16 protein-coding genes are annotated in these 18,101 nt (G+C 39.9%); 5 read left to right on the forward strand and 11 right to left on the reverse strand.

Going from position 1 to position 18,101, the window contains the following annotated elements:
* Positions 1 to 53: 53 nt before the first annotated feature.
* The 3 genes from NYE63_RS24595 to NYE63_RS24605 all read right to left on the reverse strand — a co-directional run bounded on the left by NYE63_RS24595 (position 54) and on the right by NYE63_RS24605 (position 3,012).
* The gene (locus tag NYE63_RS24595) at positions 54 to 584 is read right to left on the reverse strand and encodes a PadR family transcriptional regulator (RefSeq protein WP_342603132.1); all 531 of its coding nucleotides are present in this window, start codon (positions 582 to 584) and stop codon (positions 54 to 56) included.
* Positions 585 to 630: 46 nt separating this feature from the next.
* Positions 631 to 1,812 (reverse strand): ABC transporter permease, encoded by a 1,182-nt coding sequence (locus NYE63_RS24600; protein ID WP_342603133.1) that lies wholly within the window; start codon positions 1,810 to 1,812, stop codon positions 631 to 633.
* Positions 1,813 to 2,100: 288 nt separating this feature from the next.
* Entirely contained in the window at positions 2,101 to 3,012 is a 912-nt protein-coding gene (locus tag NYE63_RS24605; RefSeq protein ID WP_342603134.1) for a LysR family transcriptional regulator, read from the reverse strand.
* Between the two features lie 132 nt (positions 3,013 to 3,144).
* Here NYE63_RS24605 and NYE63_RS24610 point away from each other — a divergent pair, with 132 nt between their 5' ends.
* From NYE63_RS24610 to NYE63_RS24620, 3 genes are all read left to right on the forward strand, one after another.
* Positions 3,145 to 3,723, forward strand: a complete 579-nt coding sequence (locus tag NYE63_RS24610) for a LysE family transporter (protein ID WP_342603135.1) — start codon at positions 3,145 to 3,147, stop codon at positions 3,721 to 3,723.
* A gap of 161 nt (positions 3,724 to 3,884) precedes the next feature.
* On the forward strand, positions 3,885 to 4,328 hold the full coding sequence (locus NYE63_RS24615) for a cell wall hydrolase (RefSeq protein ID WP_342603136.1): 444 nt from the start codon (positions 3,885 to 3,887) through the stop codon (positions 4,326 to 4,328).
* A 146-nt stretch (positions 4,329 to 4,474) separates the two neighbouring features.
* Entirely contained in the window at positions 4,475 to 4,648 is a 174-nt protein-coding gene (locus NYE63_RS24620; RefSeq protein ID WP_342603137.1) for a hypothetical protein, read from the forward strand.
* Between the two features lie 132 nt (positions 4,649 to 4,780).
* Here the strand turns inward: NYE63_RS24620 and NYE63_RS24625 are convergent, their stop codons facing one another.
* Positions 4,781 to 5,143: a hypothetical protein gene (locus tag NYE63_RS24625; protein WP_342603138.1), complete on the reverse strand. Its 363-nt coding sequence runs from the start codon at positions 5,141 to 5,143 to the stop codon at positions 4,781 to 4,783.
* Between the two features lie 397 nt (positions 5,144 to 5,540).
* Between NYE63_RS24625 and NYE63_RS24630 the strand changes: the two genes are divergently transcribed.
* Positions 5,541 to 6,632: a GerAB/ArcD/ProY family transporter gene (locus NYE63_RS24630; protein ID WP_342603139.1), complete on the forward strand. Its 1,092-nt coding sequence runs from the start codon at positions 5,541 to 5,543 to the stop codon at positions 6,630 to 6,632.
* Between the two features lie 746 nt (positions 6,633 to 7,378).
* Here NYE63_RS24630 and NYE63_RS24635 read toward each other — a convergent pair.
* Positions 7,379 to 7,591 (reverse strand): GerAB/ArcD/ProY family transporter, encoded by a 213-nt coding sequence (locus NYE63_RS24635; RefSeq protein WP_342603140.1) that lies wholly within the window; start codon positions 7,589 to 7,591, stop codon positions 7,379 to 7,381.
* 66 nt (positions 7,592 to 7,657) lie between these two features.
* A complete protein-coding gene (locus NYE63_RS24640; RefSeq protein ID WP_342603141.1) occupies positions 7,658 to 8,080 on the reverse strand; it encodes a hypothetical protein in 423 nt (140 codons plus the stop codon).
* A gap of 381 nt (positions 8,081 to 8,461) precedes the next feature.
* Here NYE63_RS24640 and brnQ point away from each other — a divergent pair, with 381 nt between their 5' ends.
* On the forward strand, positions 8,462 to 9,802 hold the full coding sequence (gene brnQ, locus NYE63_RS24645; protein WP_342603142.1) for a branched-chain amino acid transport system II carrier protein: 1,341 nt from the start codon (positions 8,462 to 8,464) through the stop codon (positions 9,800 to 9,802).
* Positions 9,803 to 10,218: 416 nt separating this feature from the next.
* Here brnQ and NYE63_RS24650 read toward each other — a convergent pair whose 3' ends face one another.
* The 5 genes from NYE63_RS24650 to NYE63_RS24670 all read right to left on the reverse strand — a co-directional run bounded on the left by NYE63_RS24650 (position 10,219) and on the right by NYE63_RS24670 (position 18,058).
* Entirely contained in the window at positions 10,219 to 10,737 is a 519-nt protein-coding gene (locus NYE63_RS24650; RefSeq protein WP_342603143.1) for a DinB family protein, read from the reverse strand.
* A gap of 607 nt (positions 10,738 to 11,344) precedes the next feature.
* Positions 11,345 to 12,220, reverse strand: a complete 876-nt coding sequence (gene sdaAA, locus NYE63_RS24655) for an L-serine ammonia-lyase, iron-sulfur-dependent, subunit alpha (RefSeq protein ID WP_342603144.1) — start codon at positions 12,218 to 12,220, stop codon at positions 11,345 to 11,347.
* A 40-nt stretch (positions 12,221 to 12,260) separates the two neighbouring features.
* Positions 12,261 to 12,923, reverse strand: coding sequence for an L-serine ammonia-lyase, iron-sulfur-dependent subunit beta (gene sdaAB / locus NYE63_RS24660; RefSeq protein WP_342603145.1), 663 nt, complete (start codon positions 12,921 to 12,923; stop codon positions 12,261 to 12,263).
* Between the two features lie 224 nt (positions 12,924 to 13,147).
* Positions 13,148 to 13,459 (reverse strand): hypothetical protein, encoded by a 312-nt coding sequence (locus NYE63_RS24665; RefSeq protein WP_342603146.1) that lies wholly within the window; start codon positions 13,457 to 13,459, stop codon positions 13,148 to 13,150.
* A gap of 267 nt (positions 13,460 to 13,726) precedes the next feature.
* Complete coding sequence (locus tag NYE63_RS24670) at positions 13,727 to 18,058, reverse strand: endonuclease (RefSeq protein ID WP_342603147.1); 4,332 nt, start codon at positions 18,056 to 18,058, stop codon at positions 13,727 to 13,729.
* Positions 18,059 to 18,101: the final 43 nt, after the last annotated feature.

Genomic DNA, 18,101 nt, shown 5'->3' on the forward strand with positions numbered 1-18,101 from the left:
TAAACCCCCAATTACTTTTGAACTCCTGCCAAAAAGCATGCTTTTGAGTAAACTTACAATTCCTTTGTCTTAATTCTTCTAATTAATTCTTCAAACCAATATATTGTGTGATCTGTTCTGGTCGAAAAATAGCCATCCAAAAATTCACGAATATTCTCGTTGCCTTTAGGTTCTGGCTCGAAATTCCCAAGCTCCTCCCAAATAGCCTTGATGGACTTTACTTTTTTTTCTAATATATCTATTACTTTATCCCGATCTACATACTTGATATTTGCTAGACCAACAATCATTTCCTTAATTTCATCTGCATTTTCAAATAATTTATAGATTTTTTTTGGTAGTTCCTCGCGACCCTTAGCCGTAATCGCAAATACTTGTTTATCAGGCCGATGTTCTTCTTTTATCACTTCAACTGGCTCGACTAAACCTTGTTTTACCAATGATTCAAAATGGTAGTACAGTTTACTTTCCGTTAACCCTCCTAGGCGATCCAGTGGAATGGGTTCTGAAAGCTGCTTTTTTAATTTATAAGGATAATTTTTATCCTCCATCAGCTTGCTCAATATAAAAATTTGAATCGACATTTTCTACGCTCCTTTAAGAAGTATTATCTCCTTATTGTAGCAAAACCTAAGCTGTGATTTCAGCCGCATTCTTTTCAACTTCTGTTTCAGAAACCTGTCCTGGCATTGGTTTTTGTATAAACGCGACAATAGCCATATTAATTAACATCGAACCGGCACCAACCGCAGCCATTGACCAAATATACGGACTTGGACTGATGCTGCCATATAGGTTTGCAAAGTACGCTTGCACCGAGTAATACATCGGTGAAATGTGGCTCATCCATTCATATGGTAAATGCATCATATCACGTGTGATAGTGGCACCATTTGCTATTGTTTGTGTTAATAAGATCGGTAAGTTTAAAATCATGCCGCCTTCACCAAATAAGAAGATTAAAATCGCGGTGAAATTAAAACATACCATATAGTTTAATATTTGTTGACCTACTATACCCAAGAATAGGTCACCGCTTGGCTTGTCAATTAAATACGCTACACCTACAGCAATGACTGATGAAATAACTGCAATCAATAACGCAGTCAATTGCACATAAATGAATAAACGTGTTTTACTGGCTTTTCCACGGCTGGCTCTAAATGCACCTACTATTTGCATCGCCCCGATCATCGCCCCAACATAACCGGCCATTGTTAAGAACATAGGCAGCATATTATTATTCATGCCATCTGGTATTTCGTTGATTGTCACTACATTTCCTACATAGGATTTCTCAATCTTTTCGGCTAATTCAGCGGCTTGCTTTTCTGGTACATTAAAGTTCATCAATACGCCCTGAGCTGTTTGTTGTGAAAATTGTGTGCTTAACTGATTGTTAATTTCAGATACGATAGCATTCATGGTAGAAGAAACGACTGTTGCCCCTGCCTCATTGATTGTAAAGTCGATGCTTGATGACGCTTCACCTTTTTGCATATTCGCAGAGAAGTTTTTCGGGATGTGTACGACTAACGCTAAGTCATTTTTCTCTAAATCTTTTAAGGCTTGTTTATTGGATATATCCGTCTCGATTTCTTTAAAGGGTAAATTTTCTTGCAACTGTTCGGCAATCATTGCCCCATTTTTACCAGCATCATCATTGATGATGGCGATCGGTAATTTATCGACATTTCCTGGAATGGCTGTATACCCAGGCAAGAAGATGCCTAGCATGGCAACTGCATAGAAAATCCCCATAAAGATTGCCGCAGTTGCACCTCTTGTTTTTAAGAATGCAGTAAATTTCATATGTTGAATCCATCCTTTTGATTTAATTTCAGTATTTTACTCGATTTGAAGTACTCTAATTAAAGTAGTTTAAATGGAGTACTTAGAATTTTATTTTATTTTTTTCATAAAGTCAATCGAAAAATTTTATGTTTTTTTATGTATATGAAAAAACTCCCAACAAAGCAGAACGTTAAACCTTCTGCGTTGTTGGGAGTAACTATTAGGGAGGGCATTTGTCACTTTGATTCCTTCCGGCAAACTTGTATGCCAATAAATCCTTTTCTGACTTGCATATATGCCATGATTTCAATCAATTAAGACACTCATTTTCTCAGTGTCATTAAAACTGTTTAATACAACTTCAACAAAAGCCTCTACTGCTGGAGACAGCCATTTTTTCTTTTTTATCAGCATATAGGAATAAATGGGATCGAGATTTTCAGAATGACTAAGGATTTTAAGCTTGCCGCTCTCTACTTCTTCTTTCACTGTAATATAAGGCAAAACTGAAAACCCAAGTCCGCTCATGACAATCTGTTTGATTGCTTCTATACTCCATAACTCCATGGTTTGAAAGTTATCCATTTCATGCTTTAATAGATATCTTTCAAACATGGTCCGATAACTGCAGCCTTCTTCATTTGTGATGAAAAATTGGTTGGCATTGGTTCCGATATTTTTATATTCATCAAAATGATCAGGACCGTCAGGACTGCTCACAAGAACGATCTTCTCCTCAATCAAAGAATAATGAATGCATTTTTCCGGTTTTATTTCCGGATAGACCATTAATGCGACATCTACCCGCCCACTTTTTAAGTCGACTTGGTTTTGGCCACATGGACCGTTGGTTAATATGATTTTGACATCAGGATATTTCAAGGAATAATCCCTTATGATTGGACCTAACCTAGAGATTGTTAAAGACTCCGGTGCAGCCACTTTTAATACACCTTTAACTTCGTTGGTGCTTCGCATGGTCCTAATCTGTTCGTGAGTGGAAAGTAAATCTTCCGCTAACGGTATTAAGTCTCTGCCTAGAGCAGTAAGCTGCAAATTTCTTTTTGCATAAGTAAAAAGTTCCCCGCCAATCTCATGTTCAAGCGCCTGAATATGTGAAGTTATTGTGGATTGAGTATAACCCAACTTCGATGCAGCCCTTGTATAACTTCCTATTTCTACAATAGTCTGAAACGTTTTAAGGTGTCTAATTTCCATATCGTTCTCCTTAAGTTTGGATGATGTATCGAAAAAAATGATAATGAATTTTTTAATTTCAATTTTATTTATATTTATAGTCATCTTACAATAAAGACTGTTCGTTAAGAAATAGTAAATGAAGGTGAGATTATGAGTATAATAGCGTTTCTTTCGTATGTGATGATTACATCGATTACGCCTGGTCCAAGTAATATCTTATTGATGAATGAAGCAAGGAGGTTTGGCTTTTTGGGGTCATGGAAGTTCACTAGCGGCATCTTGGCAGGATTTGCAGTACTTGGGATCATGAGCGGAGTATTTACAACAAGCCTCTACAATTGGATTCCTATTGTAGAGCCATATTTTAAAATTGCCGGTGCAGCATATCTTCTTTACTTAGTTTGGCAGATTAGCATTCCAAAAGGTTCAAAGAAGGAATCCAGAAATGTGCAGTCTTCTTTTTTATCAGGTTTCATTCTTCAAATTATCAATGTCAAAAGCATTTTGTTCTATTTAACCGTGTTGAGTGCGTTTATTTTACCATTTAATGAATCGCTTAAATTCGTAGCTATCTATTTAGCGATAACCATTTTCCTGGGATGGATGGCGTTGCTTTTGTGGTCAGGATTCGGCTCGCTGTTCAAAGATTTTTTTGCTAAATATGACAAGTCATTTCGGTTAATTATGTGTTTATTATTGATTTACTCTGCCGGTACGATCTTTTTGTGATTACCAAAAAGAAGCAACAGTACCTCATGAGCTAAAAGGTTTGGCTGAAGATCGGAGCTGTCTTTAGGCTCTTATTACCTTAAAACTTTAAAAACTTCTTATTTTATAAGCAATGACATTAATGCAGGCTTTTTTTCATACGATATTTTTGGGGTGAAAAAATGGCAAGAGTAAGTTACCGAAGTTCAGACGTTGACTTAATGGCAAGGATGATGAGAGCTGAAGCCGAAGGTGAAGGACTACAAGGAATGTTATATGTTGGAAATGTAATTGTTAATCGTCTTAAAGCGAATTGTTTAGACTTTAAAGATTTAAGAACCATTCCACAAGTCATTTATCATGTACAAGGAGGAAATTATTCTTTTGAAGCTGTTCAAAAAGGTAATGTATTTTATCAAAGAGCGAGAACTGCTGAAAAAAGATTAGCAAAACAGAATTTGGATTATTGGAGACAACATCCAGGGAAATATGCCCTTTGGTATTTTAATCCATATGCTCCATGCCCTCCAACATGGTACGATCAACCTTTTGCTGGTCAATTTAAAAATCATTGTTATTATGAACCAAAACCTGGAACATGTGAAAGTGTTTATACAGGAGGTTAGGCAGTCTAGAGGTGGGCTATTATTTCATTTCAAGGAGCTGATCAGCAGCTCCTTTTTTTATGCAACAAACGGTTACTTCAACAAGGAATTGTGGATTTTATGGTAAAATAAAGGAAAAAAATGGCGTGTTGTTTGGGGGATTTTTCGTGAAGGAAATTATATTTTTTGTTGTTGGGTTATTCATTCTCTATATAGTTATTGAAACAGCAGTAAGAAAAGGAATTAACAATTCAATTATTGGTCAATGTCTTGAAAAAAAGTATGGAGTTAAAGAAGATAAAAAGTCTGTTCTTGATGATGATTTGGATAATGAAAATTAAACGGATTATTAAAATAAGGGATTCCTATGGAAATTTATATTACGAACTCGACAAGAATGATTTTCCTCAAACGGGCGCTTTCCTATAACAAGGAACAGCGCTTTTAATCATTTCAATTGTGGAACAGCACACTTATTCAGCGTCTTTCCGAGGGCGACGAAATTCAGCGTAGTACACCTTCCGCTTTTCAGGTTCCGATTCAATATTTTCGATGAAAGCTGTTTTGGCTTCCTCCAGTAACAAACTATTTAATTTTCGAAGCTTTATTGGCCCCATTCCTGGCAACTTATCAGGTATATGTACTTCGAAATTCCCCTGCCGTTTATAAAAGCGAATGCACCCAAGCCCGATTCTTTCGACTTCCCCCAAGGTATAAGCAAATTCAAATCGTTGCTGAATGAATGAGGATAACTCAGGCAGACCTAAACCTTCATAAAGGGGAGGGAAGTCATGATAAATTGGAGGTTCTTTGAATGATATTGAAGAGATCTTCAAATGGATACTTCTCCTTTGGTGGAATAAAGACAGACATACGTTGCCTATATTATTGTGCTAGGGGCCAATTTTTAAACATCTTTACACGTGCTTCCCCGTAACCAGGAACAGTGCTGATTATATCCTTCAAAATGAGGAAGCATATCTAAGATTTTTAGATCTTAGGAGATAAAGTTAAAGATTGTATTAATGTATACCGAATTCAATCTAGGAATGTAACCTTTTTTTCAATTGTTGTTGAAATCCTAAGAATTCTAGAGCAGTCGTGAGATTGTAATTAGTATATTGAGGGAGGTTCGAACTGTACTTAACGTTTATATCCGTTTTGAATAAATTACTCCTGTAAAAGCCAGATTATTAACATAGGAAATATGAGTGATATAAATGAGGGGCCTGTATGAACCAAGCTGGTGTTAATGAAAAGTATAAGGTATCGCCATTCTATGTATTATTTTTAGTGCACTCCATGCAAACTGGATTAGGCGTGTTAAATTTTCAAAGAGATTTAGCTAAGGCAACGGGAACCGATGGCTGGATCTCCATACTCCTAGCCGGGCTGATTGTTCATATATTAATTTGGATTATATATAAGATTTTCAGTATTGTTCCTGGTGATCTCATATACGCTAATAACCAAGCGTGGGGTAAATGGATTGGGAATTTCTTTAGTCTCTTATTCATTCTGTACTTTTTCGCCCTTGGAATGACGATCATAATCGGCTATATAAATGTTGTACATGTTTGGATGTTTGAAGAGGTACCTTCTTGGGCATTTGCTTTGGTTTTCCTGATTCTGATTTATTACATCATTACGGGAGGGTTCCGAACCATTACGGGTATTGCCTTTTTAACTGTAATCGTTTCATACTGGCTTTTAATTGTACCTCTATATGGCTTTAAATACGCGGATTTCACCGATACTCTTCCAATATTCGATCATACATTATTGGAAATAATGCAAGGAACTAGAAGTACTTCATTATCAATGCTCGGTTTTGAAATGATCCTGATGTTTTATCCGTTCATCAAAAATGCAAAAAAATCACAAAAGTATGCTCATGGAGGAGCCTTGGCCACTACGTTTTTGATCCTATTAATTTATTTTGTTTCGACAGTCTTTTATTCACAGGAACAGTTGGTCCTTACCCTATGGCCAACTCTCTCATTGACCAGTGTCATTGAATTCCCCTTTATTCAACGTTTCGAATACTTAACTGTTTCTTGGTGGGCCATCGTCATCATTCCCAACATGGTCATTCCTTTGTGGGCTGCCAGCAGGGGTGTCAAGCGCTTATTCAACGTCCAGCAAAAGTATCCCTTATGGGTAATGTCCATAATCATACTACTCGTCAATATATTCTTTTTCGATGTCGATTCCTTATTTTTATTAAATAAAATGATCAATCCATACTGTGTGTTCTTCCTTGTTTTATACTTGCCTCTTCTTTTGATCTTAATAAGCATAAAAAAATGGAGGAAACGTTTATGAAAAATTATCATTTAATATAAAAAACAAAGGAATTAATAATATATTACTCAGTCAAACTCGAAGAAAAGTGAGTTTGACTGAGTTTTTTTTATTTTTGAAAAACGTTCCAGTTGATTTCCGAAATCCACTTCCGCTGAAAGTCTGCCAAGCCGCATCAAAGCAAGCTTCTGTGGGGTCTCGGCTAGCCAGTTATTCGGCAGGAGTGTCGCAAATTTCTTCCAGCCATTAAGGATTACTTTAAAAAACCATGAAGGATAATCTAGTACAGTTGATTGGAACGGAAGGTGCGAGACTCCTGCGGGAAAAGCGCGTCGAGGGGAGACCCCGCAGGCGCAAGGCGCCGAGGAGGCTCCCGGACCGCCCGCGGAAAGCGAGTGCCTGGAGTGGAAATTAACGGTCGAGGGGTTTTATAAACCCTCATAAAAACTGAGATAAAGTAAAGAATTGCGCCCTTTAATGGAATGATACCTGAGTTTCTAATAGAATTTTACACTAGTCTCTTAACAAATAAGACCTACCTTAGTTACATCGATCATTTTTCTGAACTTTGGTGATTATTAGTAATATCAATGGAAGCAGAAACCCGAATGTCATAGCATAAAACGGCCAGATGTCTGAAATGAATTTACTATAATGGACGGTATTGGGTGCCATAATCAATGTAAAGGCAATCAAAAGGATACCAAATGGAAAAATCAGAGGACGATAATCTTGCAATTTTAAAGTTTGTGCCAGACCTAAAACGGTCACATAAAAAAACAAACTGCCAACATATAGATCGGATAATTTTGACTTGCTGTTAACTCTGGACCAAGTACAAGAATGGCCAACATTGTTATAATGATCAAAACAATTCCAGCCAACAATTGACCGACAAAAAGGCTTTTTCTTATTCTGTCTTTTTGACTCACGAACGGGAGGATCATTAGAAGCGCAACCGGTTCTATGTATTTTTTCAAAAAATACTCCCATTATAAAACACCGCCTTAATTTCCACCTGTTCCCTGCCAGACAGCAAAATTCAATTAAAGTCCGCCGTCTAAACCGTCAATTTTTATCCCTCTGCTCCAATCACGGATGACTTTTAATTCATTATCTATGATGGTTATCGTGATCTCTCCTTCTTTCTCATAAAGCTTGGATGAATTCTCGTCATAAATCTTAAATACAGTTGTGTATGTGTAATCTACTGTGCCATCTTCATTTATGCTTTGTTCTTCAAGTTTCACACTTTGCACTTCGATGCTTTTATTGATTTCTTTGGCTACCAGTGAAGGCATTGAATAAAAACGGTTAAGAATTTGGGCATTATATTCATCTTCTGATAAATATCTTTTAGTATTACCTGCAATTTCATCAAAGGTTGGAGGATTGGCTGGATCTTTAATGGTATATCGTGCAGTATAATAGCCTTTAAATAATTTTTCTGCCTCTCCCAATTTAACCACATTTCCCTCTTTAACAGGGCTCCTCTCTGTCATTTCACCGTTTTCTTTGACCACTTCCTTGTTACATGCACCTGTACATAAAAACACTGCGATAAACAACAAAAAGCTAAGAAAATTTTTAATTTTTGCACCCTCATTTCCGTTTAAATTTCATTTGTTTAAAAATGAATTTCATTAGTATGAGCAGCTTTTATATGTTCAAAATAAGGTAAGGGCGAATCACTGATCATCAGGGAAATAATAAAAAACAAAAAATATATTGAAATATCAATTTAATTTAGATATAATACGATACGGTCTTAGTTTTAGCCCGTATTAAATTTTTAGAAAATTTAATAATTTTCTAAAATAGCAAATTTTGGTTTTTTCGGAGGGTTTATTTTGTCTAATAAGGTACCATCTTCATTTATAGTAGTGATTGGGTTCATGTTATTTGCCCTTTTCTTCGGGGCAGGGAATTTAATTTTCCCGCCGATGCTTGGTCAATCAGCAGGTACAAATATCTGGATAGCTAATGCAGGGTTTTTGGTCACAGGAGTAGGACTACCGTTACTTGGTGTGCTGGCACTCGGTTTTTCTGGAAAAGATGACTTACAATCATTAGCGAGCCGTGTCCACCCAGTCTTTGGTATTGTATTCACAACCGTTCTTTATTTAGCCATTGGTCCATTATTCGCAATGCCTAGAACAGGAAACGTTTCTTTTGAGATCGGTGTAAAACCTTTTTTGCCTGAAGATTCAGGTCCATTGCCTTTACTTATCTTCACTATCATCTTTTTTACAGTTTCGTGCCTTCTTTCGCTCAATCCTGCGAAAATTGTCGAAATTGTGGGGAAAGTTTTAACACCCATCAAGTTGACGTTCATTGGTATCCTGGTGGTAGTCGCTTTCGTTAATCCAATTGGAGATTTTCAAGCACCTGCCGAGCACTATATGGTTCAACCATTTTTCAATGGGTTCAGAGAAGGATATTTAACGATGGATACTCTTGCATCTTTTGTTTTTGGTATCATCATCATTAATGCCATCAAAGAAAAAGGTGCTAAAACAAAAAAACAAATAATGATCGTTTGTGGAAAAGCGACTGCCATTGCGGCCGTTATCCTTGCTACTATTTATACAGCTCTCTCTTATATGGGTGCTTCAAGCGTTGGGGAACTTGGACGCTTGGATAATGGAGGCATTGTCTTGGCAAAAGTCTCGGATTATTACTTTGGAGCATATGGTGGGCTATTATTAGGATTAATGATCACAGTGGCTTGCATAACGACAAGCGTAGGACTCATTACATCTTGCTCGACATACTTCCATAAGCTATTTCCAAATCTGCCTTACAAAACAATTGCCATAAGTTTATCCATATTCAGTGCAATAATTGCCAATATTGGACTAACTGAGTTAATTGCCATTTCAGTACCTGTTATGACAGCCATTTACCCATTAGCCATTGTTTTGATCTTCTTAACATTTCTTCATTCCTTATTTAAAGGAAGACCTGAAGTTTATCAAGGCAGCTTACTTTTAACATTCATCGTCAGTTTATTCGATGGATTAAATGGAGCAGGTGTACACATTTCATTCATCAATGATTTCTTCACTGCAATCCTTCCTATGTATGAGGCAGGACTAGGATGGATCATCCCAGCCATTGTCGGAGGATTCATTGGGTATGCCAGCAGCGTCTTAAAGTCGAAATTCGGTCATAATCACCAAATAGACTAAATAATATTAATCAGTCCTGGAATATTTGACTGTAGGCAAATTCGAAGAAAAGCGAGTTTGCCTGCAGTTTTTTCTTTGGCTGTTTTCGCATACTTTGTTGCTATTTACCAAGTAATGCGGTGTGGTTGATCTCCACTCCAGATGCTCGCTTTCCGCGGGGCGGGCGGTGAGCCTCCTCGGCGTGAACGCCTGTGGGGTCTCACCTGTCCCGCTGCTCCCGCAGGAGTCTCGCACTTCCGCTCCAATCAACCTTAAATAGTTTCGTTTTAAAAACAACCATCTTTACGAAAAGAGCCTTATATTTAAAAGACGTTCCAGTTGATTTCAGAAATCCGCTCCCTTTCCGCCGACTGTCTGCCAAGCCTCATCAAAGCAAGCGGCTTTGGGGACTCGGCTAGCCAGTTATTCGGCAGGAGTCATTCATTCCGTAATTTCTTCAGCAATTGAAAAATCTGACCCCTATGGTGTGCTTCATGTTCAATCAAATGGTAAACGACCCATTCAGGTGTGACGTCATATTGTTCAAGCACCCTCGGTTTACGCCAATCCGTTAGGTCCATTGTGCGAAAGTTTGAAAGAAATACTTCACGTACCTTATTGAGGCGGTAGAAGTGTTCTTCTAATGTTTGTCCTTCAATGTGGCTTAGGGAGCCATCTTCAGCACGGCATCCTAATGGAAACAACGCGCGTATTTCCGAATCCCATTCCGAAACAAGGACCTCCTCGTATAACCAATCTGCCTCTATCAACGCTATGTGATATAACAACGAGCCAATCGTTTGCCTCTCATCGATTTTCGAATCGAGTATATTTTGGCTGATTCCAGTCAATTCCGATATAAGCGTACGGCGAACATCTTCTAAACACCATAGCCACCGCCCAATTTCTTCTTCATATCCCTGTAATGCAGAAACCATTAATGCTCTTCTACCCACTAAGATCATCCTCCTCTTCATCAACGTACATTCTATTTAAAAGTGTTGTTTCCTTCTTTTAAATGGAAAAATCCCCTTTTAGAGCAGGACAAAAAGAGCAATCTTTTAGATTGCCCTTTCGTCTGTTCCTGAATGTTTCGTTTATGTCATCGATAACCTAGATCGAAATTACCCCCCCAAAAAGAGATTGGCTCTCATCTCCTCCGTTATACGCCTGCTTTGTAGATAATCCTGTTCCCGTTCTTGTTCAACCATCATGCGTTGCTCCAGTTTTTGAGCATATTGTGCATAACCGATTCCATGAGCCTGAAACATCGCTTTTTCCATTGCCGACGTGTACGTTAATTCGAGAAAATTAATGAAGAATCAATCCTTCCCATAGTAAATTTCGTACTCATCTTATCATTGTTAGTGATAACTCACAAAGTTGCTATGACTCCATATTCACTGATAATTCAGAATTTTCAACAGCTGTTTCTATCTCCGTGTACATAAACGCCAAATCCCTCCATCTTCCTCTAATTTCCTTTTTCCATTTACAAAATGAGCAGATTGAAGACAAATTAAAAGTCCCATTAACAAACCTGTTGTTAATGGGACTGAATGTTTATTTATAAGAACCGAAAATTTCCTTTGCCAATCTACGCCCAGTAGGAGTCGCAGCCAGACCTCCCTCTGCCGTTTCGCGAAGTGCAACCGGCATGGTCAAGCCTATTTTATACATGGCATCGATCACTTCATCACATGGAATTCGGCTCGTAATGCCTGCAAGCGCCATATCAGCTGCCGTTATCGCGTTGGATGCTCCCATTGCGTTACGTTTCACGCAAGGAACTTCAACCAAACCTGCCACTGGATCACAAACTAGCCCAAGCATATTTTTCAATGTGATTGCCATCGCTTCTGCGGCTTGGCTTGGTGTGCCTCCGGCCAGTTCTACAATCGCAGCTGCCGCCATTCCACTTGCCGAGCCCACTTCTGCTTGGCAGCCTCCAGCCGCTCCAGAAATGGAAGCGTTGTTTGCAACAACGAATCCGAAGGCAGCGGAAGTGAAAAGAAATTCAATCATCTCTGCTCGGGTCGGGTTTAATTTTTCTTTCACAGCAAATAATGTACCGGGAACAACGCCCGCAGAACCTGCAGTCGGAGTGGCACAAATCATTCCCATTGCTGCATTCACTTCGTTCGTTGCAACAGCTTTACTGACGGCATCCAATAATATATCGCCTGCGAGTGCCTTGCCCGACTTGATATAATTTTGCAAAAGAACGGCATCCCCGCCCGTTAGGCCTGTAACGGATTGCACACCCTTCAGGCCTCTTTCCACCGCTTGTTCCATCACTGTCAAATTCCTGTCCATCTTTTCAATGATCTGTTCTCTCGATAGGCTTGAGAATTCCATTTCTTGTAAAATCATGATTTCCGCGATTTTTACATGTTTACTTTCAGCAAGTTCAACTAACTCTGCTACATTTCGGAACATGTTTTTACCTCCAAATCTATGCCAACACTTTTAATGATTATCATTCAACCATCCTTATGACTTGCGACACGTTTTCTAATCCTTCAATTTCCTTCATGACATCGTCCTTGATTTTCTGATCGACTTCAATCACCATAAGGGCCATTTGACCTTTTTCTTTTCGTGAAACTTCCATATGTCCAACGTTAATCTCATGATTAGCCAATACTGTCGAAACGGAAGATATGATTCCAAACACATCGTTATGCACGACTAAAATGGCTGGGTTTTCACCCGACAATTTAAGCTTGAAAGTATTCAACTCCGTTATTTCTATCGTTCCGCCGCCAATCGAAATCCCAACAAGTTCTAATTCTTTATCTTCGTCGAACAGTCTGATTTTGACTGTATTAGGATGATCCGTCACAGTATCCTCGATTGAAAAGGAAACTTCCATACCTGCTTCTTCCGCTATCGTTAAAGAGGCAGGGATTCGTTCATCATCCGTATCGAAATCCAATATCCCGCCTACGACAGCAACATCCGTACCGTGTCCCCTGTATGTTTTTGCAAAAGAACCATATAAAGAAATAATGGCTTTCTTCGGTTGCTTTCCGAATAATGTCCTTGCTACTCTGCCAATTCTGGCAGCTCCTGCTGTATGTGAGCTTGAAGGTCCAATCATGACGGGACCGATTATATCGAATGCAGATCTGTATTTCATCGTGTAATGCCCCATTTCTGGCAATATATTTTTTAACCGTCTTTTAAGGGTGAATGAAGATCAAAAAGCGGCGTAATTACTATATTAAAATATTTTTGTCATTCCTGCAATGAAAACCCTTTCATTGCCTATCCCATATTAACATATATTACATAACATACCTACCAAAATCTTTATTATTTAACGTGAAAACAATGTTTGTTTTTTTCAGTATTTTAAGATAATTAACTTTCAATGATTATATTTGTAGAAAAGCATGAAAAAGCAGCCATCAGGCTGCTTTCAGACTGTAAACAAAATCGAAGAAAAGCCATTTGACTGCAGTTTCTTTCTAAAAAAACGTTCCAGTTGATTTCAGAAATCCGCTCCCTTTCCGCCGACTGTCTGCCAAGCCTCCTCGACGCAAGCGTCTGTGGGGTCTCGGCTAACCAGTTATTCGGCAGGAGTGTCGCAAATTTCTTCAATCTATTAAGGGTTTCATTCGTATAAAAAAGTAAAAAAACATCGCTAATATCATGAAAGGGATTAGTGACCATTCGGAACCCCATTTTGTCGAAAAACTGGAACGACTTAATTAAAAGACGTTTCAGACTGTAAAAAATCGAAGAAAGGCCATTTGCCTGCAGTTTTCTTTCTAAAAAAACGTTCCAGTTGATTTCAGAAATCCGTTCCCTTTACGCCGACTGTCTGCCGGGTACGGCTAGCCAGTTAAACCTTTCATTTAAAATCATGGTCGGGGTGCGACACAACCCCCTTGTGTCAACAAATAAAAAGCAGCCATCAGGCTGCCTTCTATCTCCGGTTTAACTCGCTTTTTTCTCATTGATGGATTTAGCTGCACCCCAAATTTCAGATGCCCATTCAGGATGGTCGATGAATGGATTGCGGTTATTTTGCCAGTCATATATGACATCATTGCGATGGCTCTCGAAATCATCGACTGGATCGAGATCATTCCATTTCAAAAGTGTCGATAGCTTTCCATGAAGCGGCTTCGGATACGTATTGACTGTATCGGATAATTCAAGATCCAACTCGCCGTTTCCGTCATATCGGACGGCCATGTAAAATAACATCCTTGCTATATCGCCTTTAACATGATCTGGCGGCTCCCATGAATCTGAATCAAACTTACATTCACATCCACTATATGTTTGACCGCCCTCGTCGAAATCAAGGTGGCCCCGTTTACCATTCACTGTCACATCAGCGGGACGGAGGTGATGTAGGTCTGTCCCGGGACCTTTGCTTGTCCCAAAATCACCGTGGGACTTTGCCCAAACATGTTCACGGTTCCATTGTCCGGCATTGCCCCCATTCGCGTTCTTTGAGATGGATTTTCCAGAGTACAGTAAGATGACATTCTGTTTGTTCACCGGATCTTCATCCGTTTCTTTAAGGGCATTCCACACTTGATCATAAGATAACATCGTATGGCCCTTAATTATCGAGTGCAGAACCGCTTTCAATTCCGTTCCCGTTTTTCCTGCCGCCGTTTCGTAATAAGCTTCAAGCGGCTTATCATCCGATACGGTCAACGTGAAACGGGCAACCGCTTCCGATTGCTGGTCCTCGGCCTTGACTGCGACAAGGTATGTTCCAGTTTCATTTGCAGGAAGGGTTAATGTCTGGCCGGTGACCGTACCGATAGTGGATGAAAAGGTAAGTTCATCTCCATCAGGATCAGAGAAGTGCTCACTCAAATCGATGGTGACCTTGGAACCGGCTTTGACTTCAAGATTTTCCAGTTTTTTCGTTACGACGGGCGGATGATTTTCTTTAGGGTCGAAAGGGGAAGCAATTGCTTCCCCTTTCGAATTGACAAACTTGATATTCGATGTGTCGACACCTTCTGTTACCGACCATTTCTGAACGTTTTCAGCGCCCCTGATTTCTTTTACATTGGCGTTGTCAATGATGACTTCCTTCACCGCCATGCCTCCAAAATCAATGATTGCGCCTTCCTTATCCGGTTTTATCGTCACAGCTGCATTCTTCAACCCAAGGCCTTTGAGTACAGCATATGAACCTTTTAACCAGATACCTTCTTCGATGCTGGATGTCTCGTCAAGATCGATCAAAACACTAGGTGAAGCAATAGTAAGTCTTTTTGTTTTAACGTTTGTTACATGATACGTTTTTTCTGGAGCAGGAGTTTCAACTCCACCTGATTCAGATAAAGAGGTTGAAATCAATACAGGGTCATGATCACTTGCCCTTCCCTGAACTTCCATGAAGGATGAGTTAATATGGACAATATCGACTTTCGTGGCCGCGGCCATATTATTCGATACCAGGATATGGTCCAGCACTTGTGAATTGCCTTGATATGTGTAAGAATAACGTTTTTCAAAAGGGACTTTCTCGATCATATTTGTTAGATCCTTGCCCTTTAACGTTTTAAGCGGTGCCGAAAATTCAAAATCATTAAAGTCTCCAAGCAAGACAATATTCGCTTTGGCATCCTGTGACTTGATATCACTGACAAACCGATTGACGATGGAGGCAATTTGAAGCCTTTGCGTTTCACTAGAAAGGAAAGGAGGCTGGTTTTTGCCGAATAATGGCTGGTCACCGCCCTTGGAATTAAAATGATTGGCCACCACCACTACGCTTTCGCCTTTAAATTCAAATTGAGCGGCTAAAGGCTTCCTGCTTGAAGTGAAGGCGGGATCGGTAGGCTCGATTCGTCCAGGGTTCAAGGTAAGTTTTCCATCTTTGAAGGCCACGGACTGTGTTGCCGTTCCTTTCGTTCCTTCAGTCAATTTGACACGGTCCACATTATATAAAAAGCCTACACGGATATTCCCGCCGGGTGCCCCGCCGTCAAGTTTATCTTCTGGAGCGATATCGATGAATTGATATTGCGGTCCGCCCAGCTCTTTTATTTTATCGGTTAACTTCTTGGCACTTTGAGCAGAATCCGTTGTCCCGCTATCTGTTGCCCCATCATTATCTTGCATTTCCGTTACGCCGATGATATCGGGTTGTTTAAGATTGGTAATGATGGATGTTGCGATCGTTTCAACTTTCGCATTAGCGGTTTGAGTGGAGAAGTTCTCTATATTATAGGAAGCGATCGATAGCTTATCAGCATCCTTCTCTAAAGATGTCACTTCCCGAGCCGTACCTCCATCCTTTAACGCCGGCAGCTGAGCTTTATCCGTCACTACCCTATAGTTGCTATATCCATAGCTGATGACACCCGTAACCGGGCCTTCAAAGGAATCACCCGTTTTCGCTGCAAATGATTCATCATTTATATCCAGGGTAATTCTTTCAGGATTGAAATCCTTTTCCGTTATTTTGACGCCTCCAACTGCAGTCGTCGTTTCCATATTCCCTGGAATCACGACCAATTCACCATAGTCTTGCGGAGCAACCACTTTCGGGTTATATACTTGCACGAGCATTCCTTCCAGACTCTCGTAGAAATCAATGCCGTCTTCGCCCGGATTAAAGTCTGTCAATCTATCATCATCGATGTTCTCAGACGGCGGAATGACATCTTTTCCAATGACGATCGGTTCTGGCATCGCTGCAGTGCCAACCTTTTCAATAGTCGTACTAGTCAATTCAGTCGTTGGCAGATCCGTCGTTTTCATTTCAGCGTATCCTTCTATATACCACTCGACGACTTTACCTGCCACTTTGACATGATCTCCCGCTTTTAGACCATGTGCTTTGTTGTACACTAGTATTCCCTCGGAAGTCGTTAAGTCCTTATCCGGGTTGGGATCTTGGATGTAAAAGTTATTTGCATCTTTTACATAAGTGACGACGCCTTCCACACCTGAGACGAGTTGATTTTCATATGATGAAAAATGATTCATCCCCTGAATGTCACGAATCTTCACTTCATTGGTTTTGGTAACGGTATAGGCAAATGTGAAAACTTCCGATGTCTTGTCATTGACAGCGATTGCCTTGATGACAGTATCTTTCGTTAAAACGATTGGTTCTGTGTACAAGGTACTTGAAGACGTCGGTGTGGATCCATCCAGTGTATAGTGGATTTTCGCTTCTTCCCAACCAGATTCAAGTGATACTTTTGTATTTTCACTAACCGTACCAGGGAAAATATCCGTGTATACGGCTGGTTTGTTAACCAGTTCATAATCTTCAATACCACGCGGCTTCAACTGATACGTGTCATTGAACCTCGATCCGATTCCGGTTACGGAAATGACATCCCCTACTTTAAAGCTATTCAGAAAATCTTCATAACTCGATCCGGTCCGGTTATCATGGCGAACGATAACAGATTTCCCTTCCGTATCTTCCGCCTTGAATTCGAATGTTCCATATGTTCCCGATGCCGACAATTCTGTAATGGTCGCTTTTTCAATGGTGACCAGCTCACCCTGTGTTTCCTCATTGACGCCAGATGCATCAATTTTTTGGCTTTCAGGAAGTTCATTACCAGAAGAAACCACTTCAAGGGAGGTTGGTTGGATTTGTAATTCCTTATTATAAGCGGATACTTTTCCAATTAAAGTAACCTTATCCCCTTGCTTTACATCCGCAGTCCACGAAGAACCATAAACATATAGCCCAGCCGTTTCATCTTGGATATAAAAGCCTTTTCCTCCCCAATAACCAAGCCCCGTGGTGACCACCCCATCAACCTGCACTACATCTTCAGTATTCGTGCGTGCCTCGGCAATGGAGTCCAGAACCTTCACATCAGGCTGTTCAGGAGTTGTTCCCCCATCAGTGATGATCGTGTAATCCGTTGCGGATTTCAGACCGGGTACTGAAAAGTACTTTTCCAGCTTCCCCGTAATTGCCACCTGCGCTTTGAGTAATTCCGGATGTTCGACCAAATTCAAAGCCGTTCGGATATTTCCGGCTGGAAGCTGAACAGGCATGATTTTCTTAACATCCGTTTCATCCGGACTATCCGCAATACCTATATTGGTACTTTCAGTAAAAGGCGATGTTTGTTGATAGCTTGTACCGCTTTTAGCTGTACCGACGATGTATCCCTTCACCGTCGCCGTTCCACTGTTATTATTAATCGCTTCCATTACCGATATTGTCCCTTCCGCTTTTGCAGCGGCTGCATTTGGCAAAACTGTTGACAGCACGATCAGTATGGCAAAGAAAAGCTTGCTTATCCCATTCTTCTTCAAGATCTCAACCCCTCCAACTTTTTTCGTAGGCTCAGGAATCATT

The sequence above is a fragment of the Peribacillus sp. FSL E2-0159 genome (genome assembly GCF_038643155.1).
Lineage (GTDB): Bacteria > Bacillota > Bacilli > Bacillales > DSM-1321 > Peribacillus > Peribacillus simplex.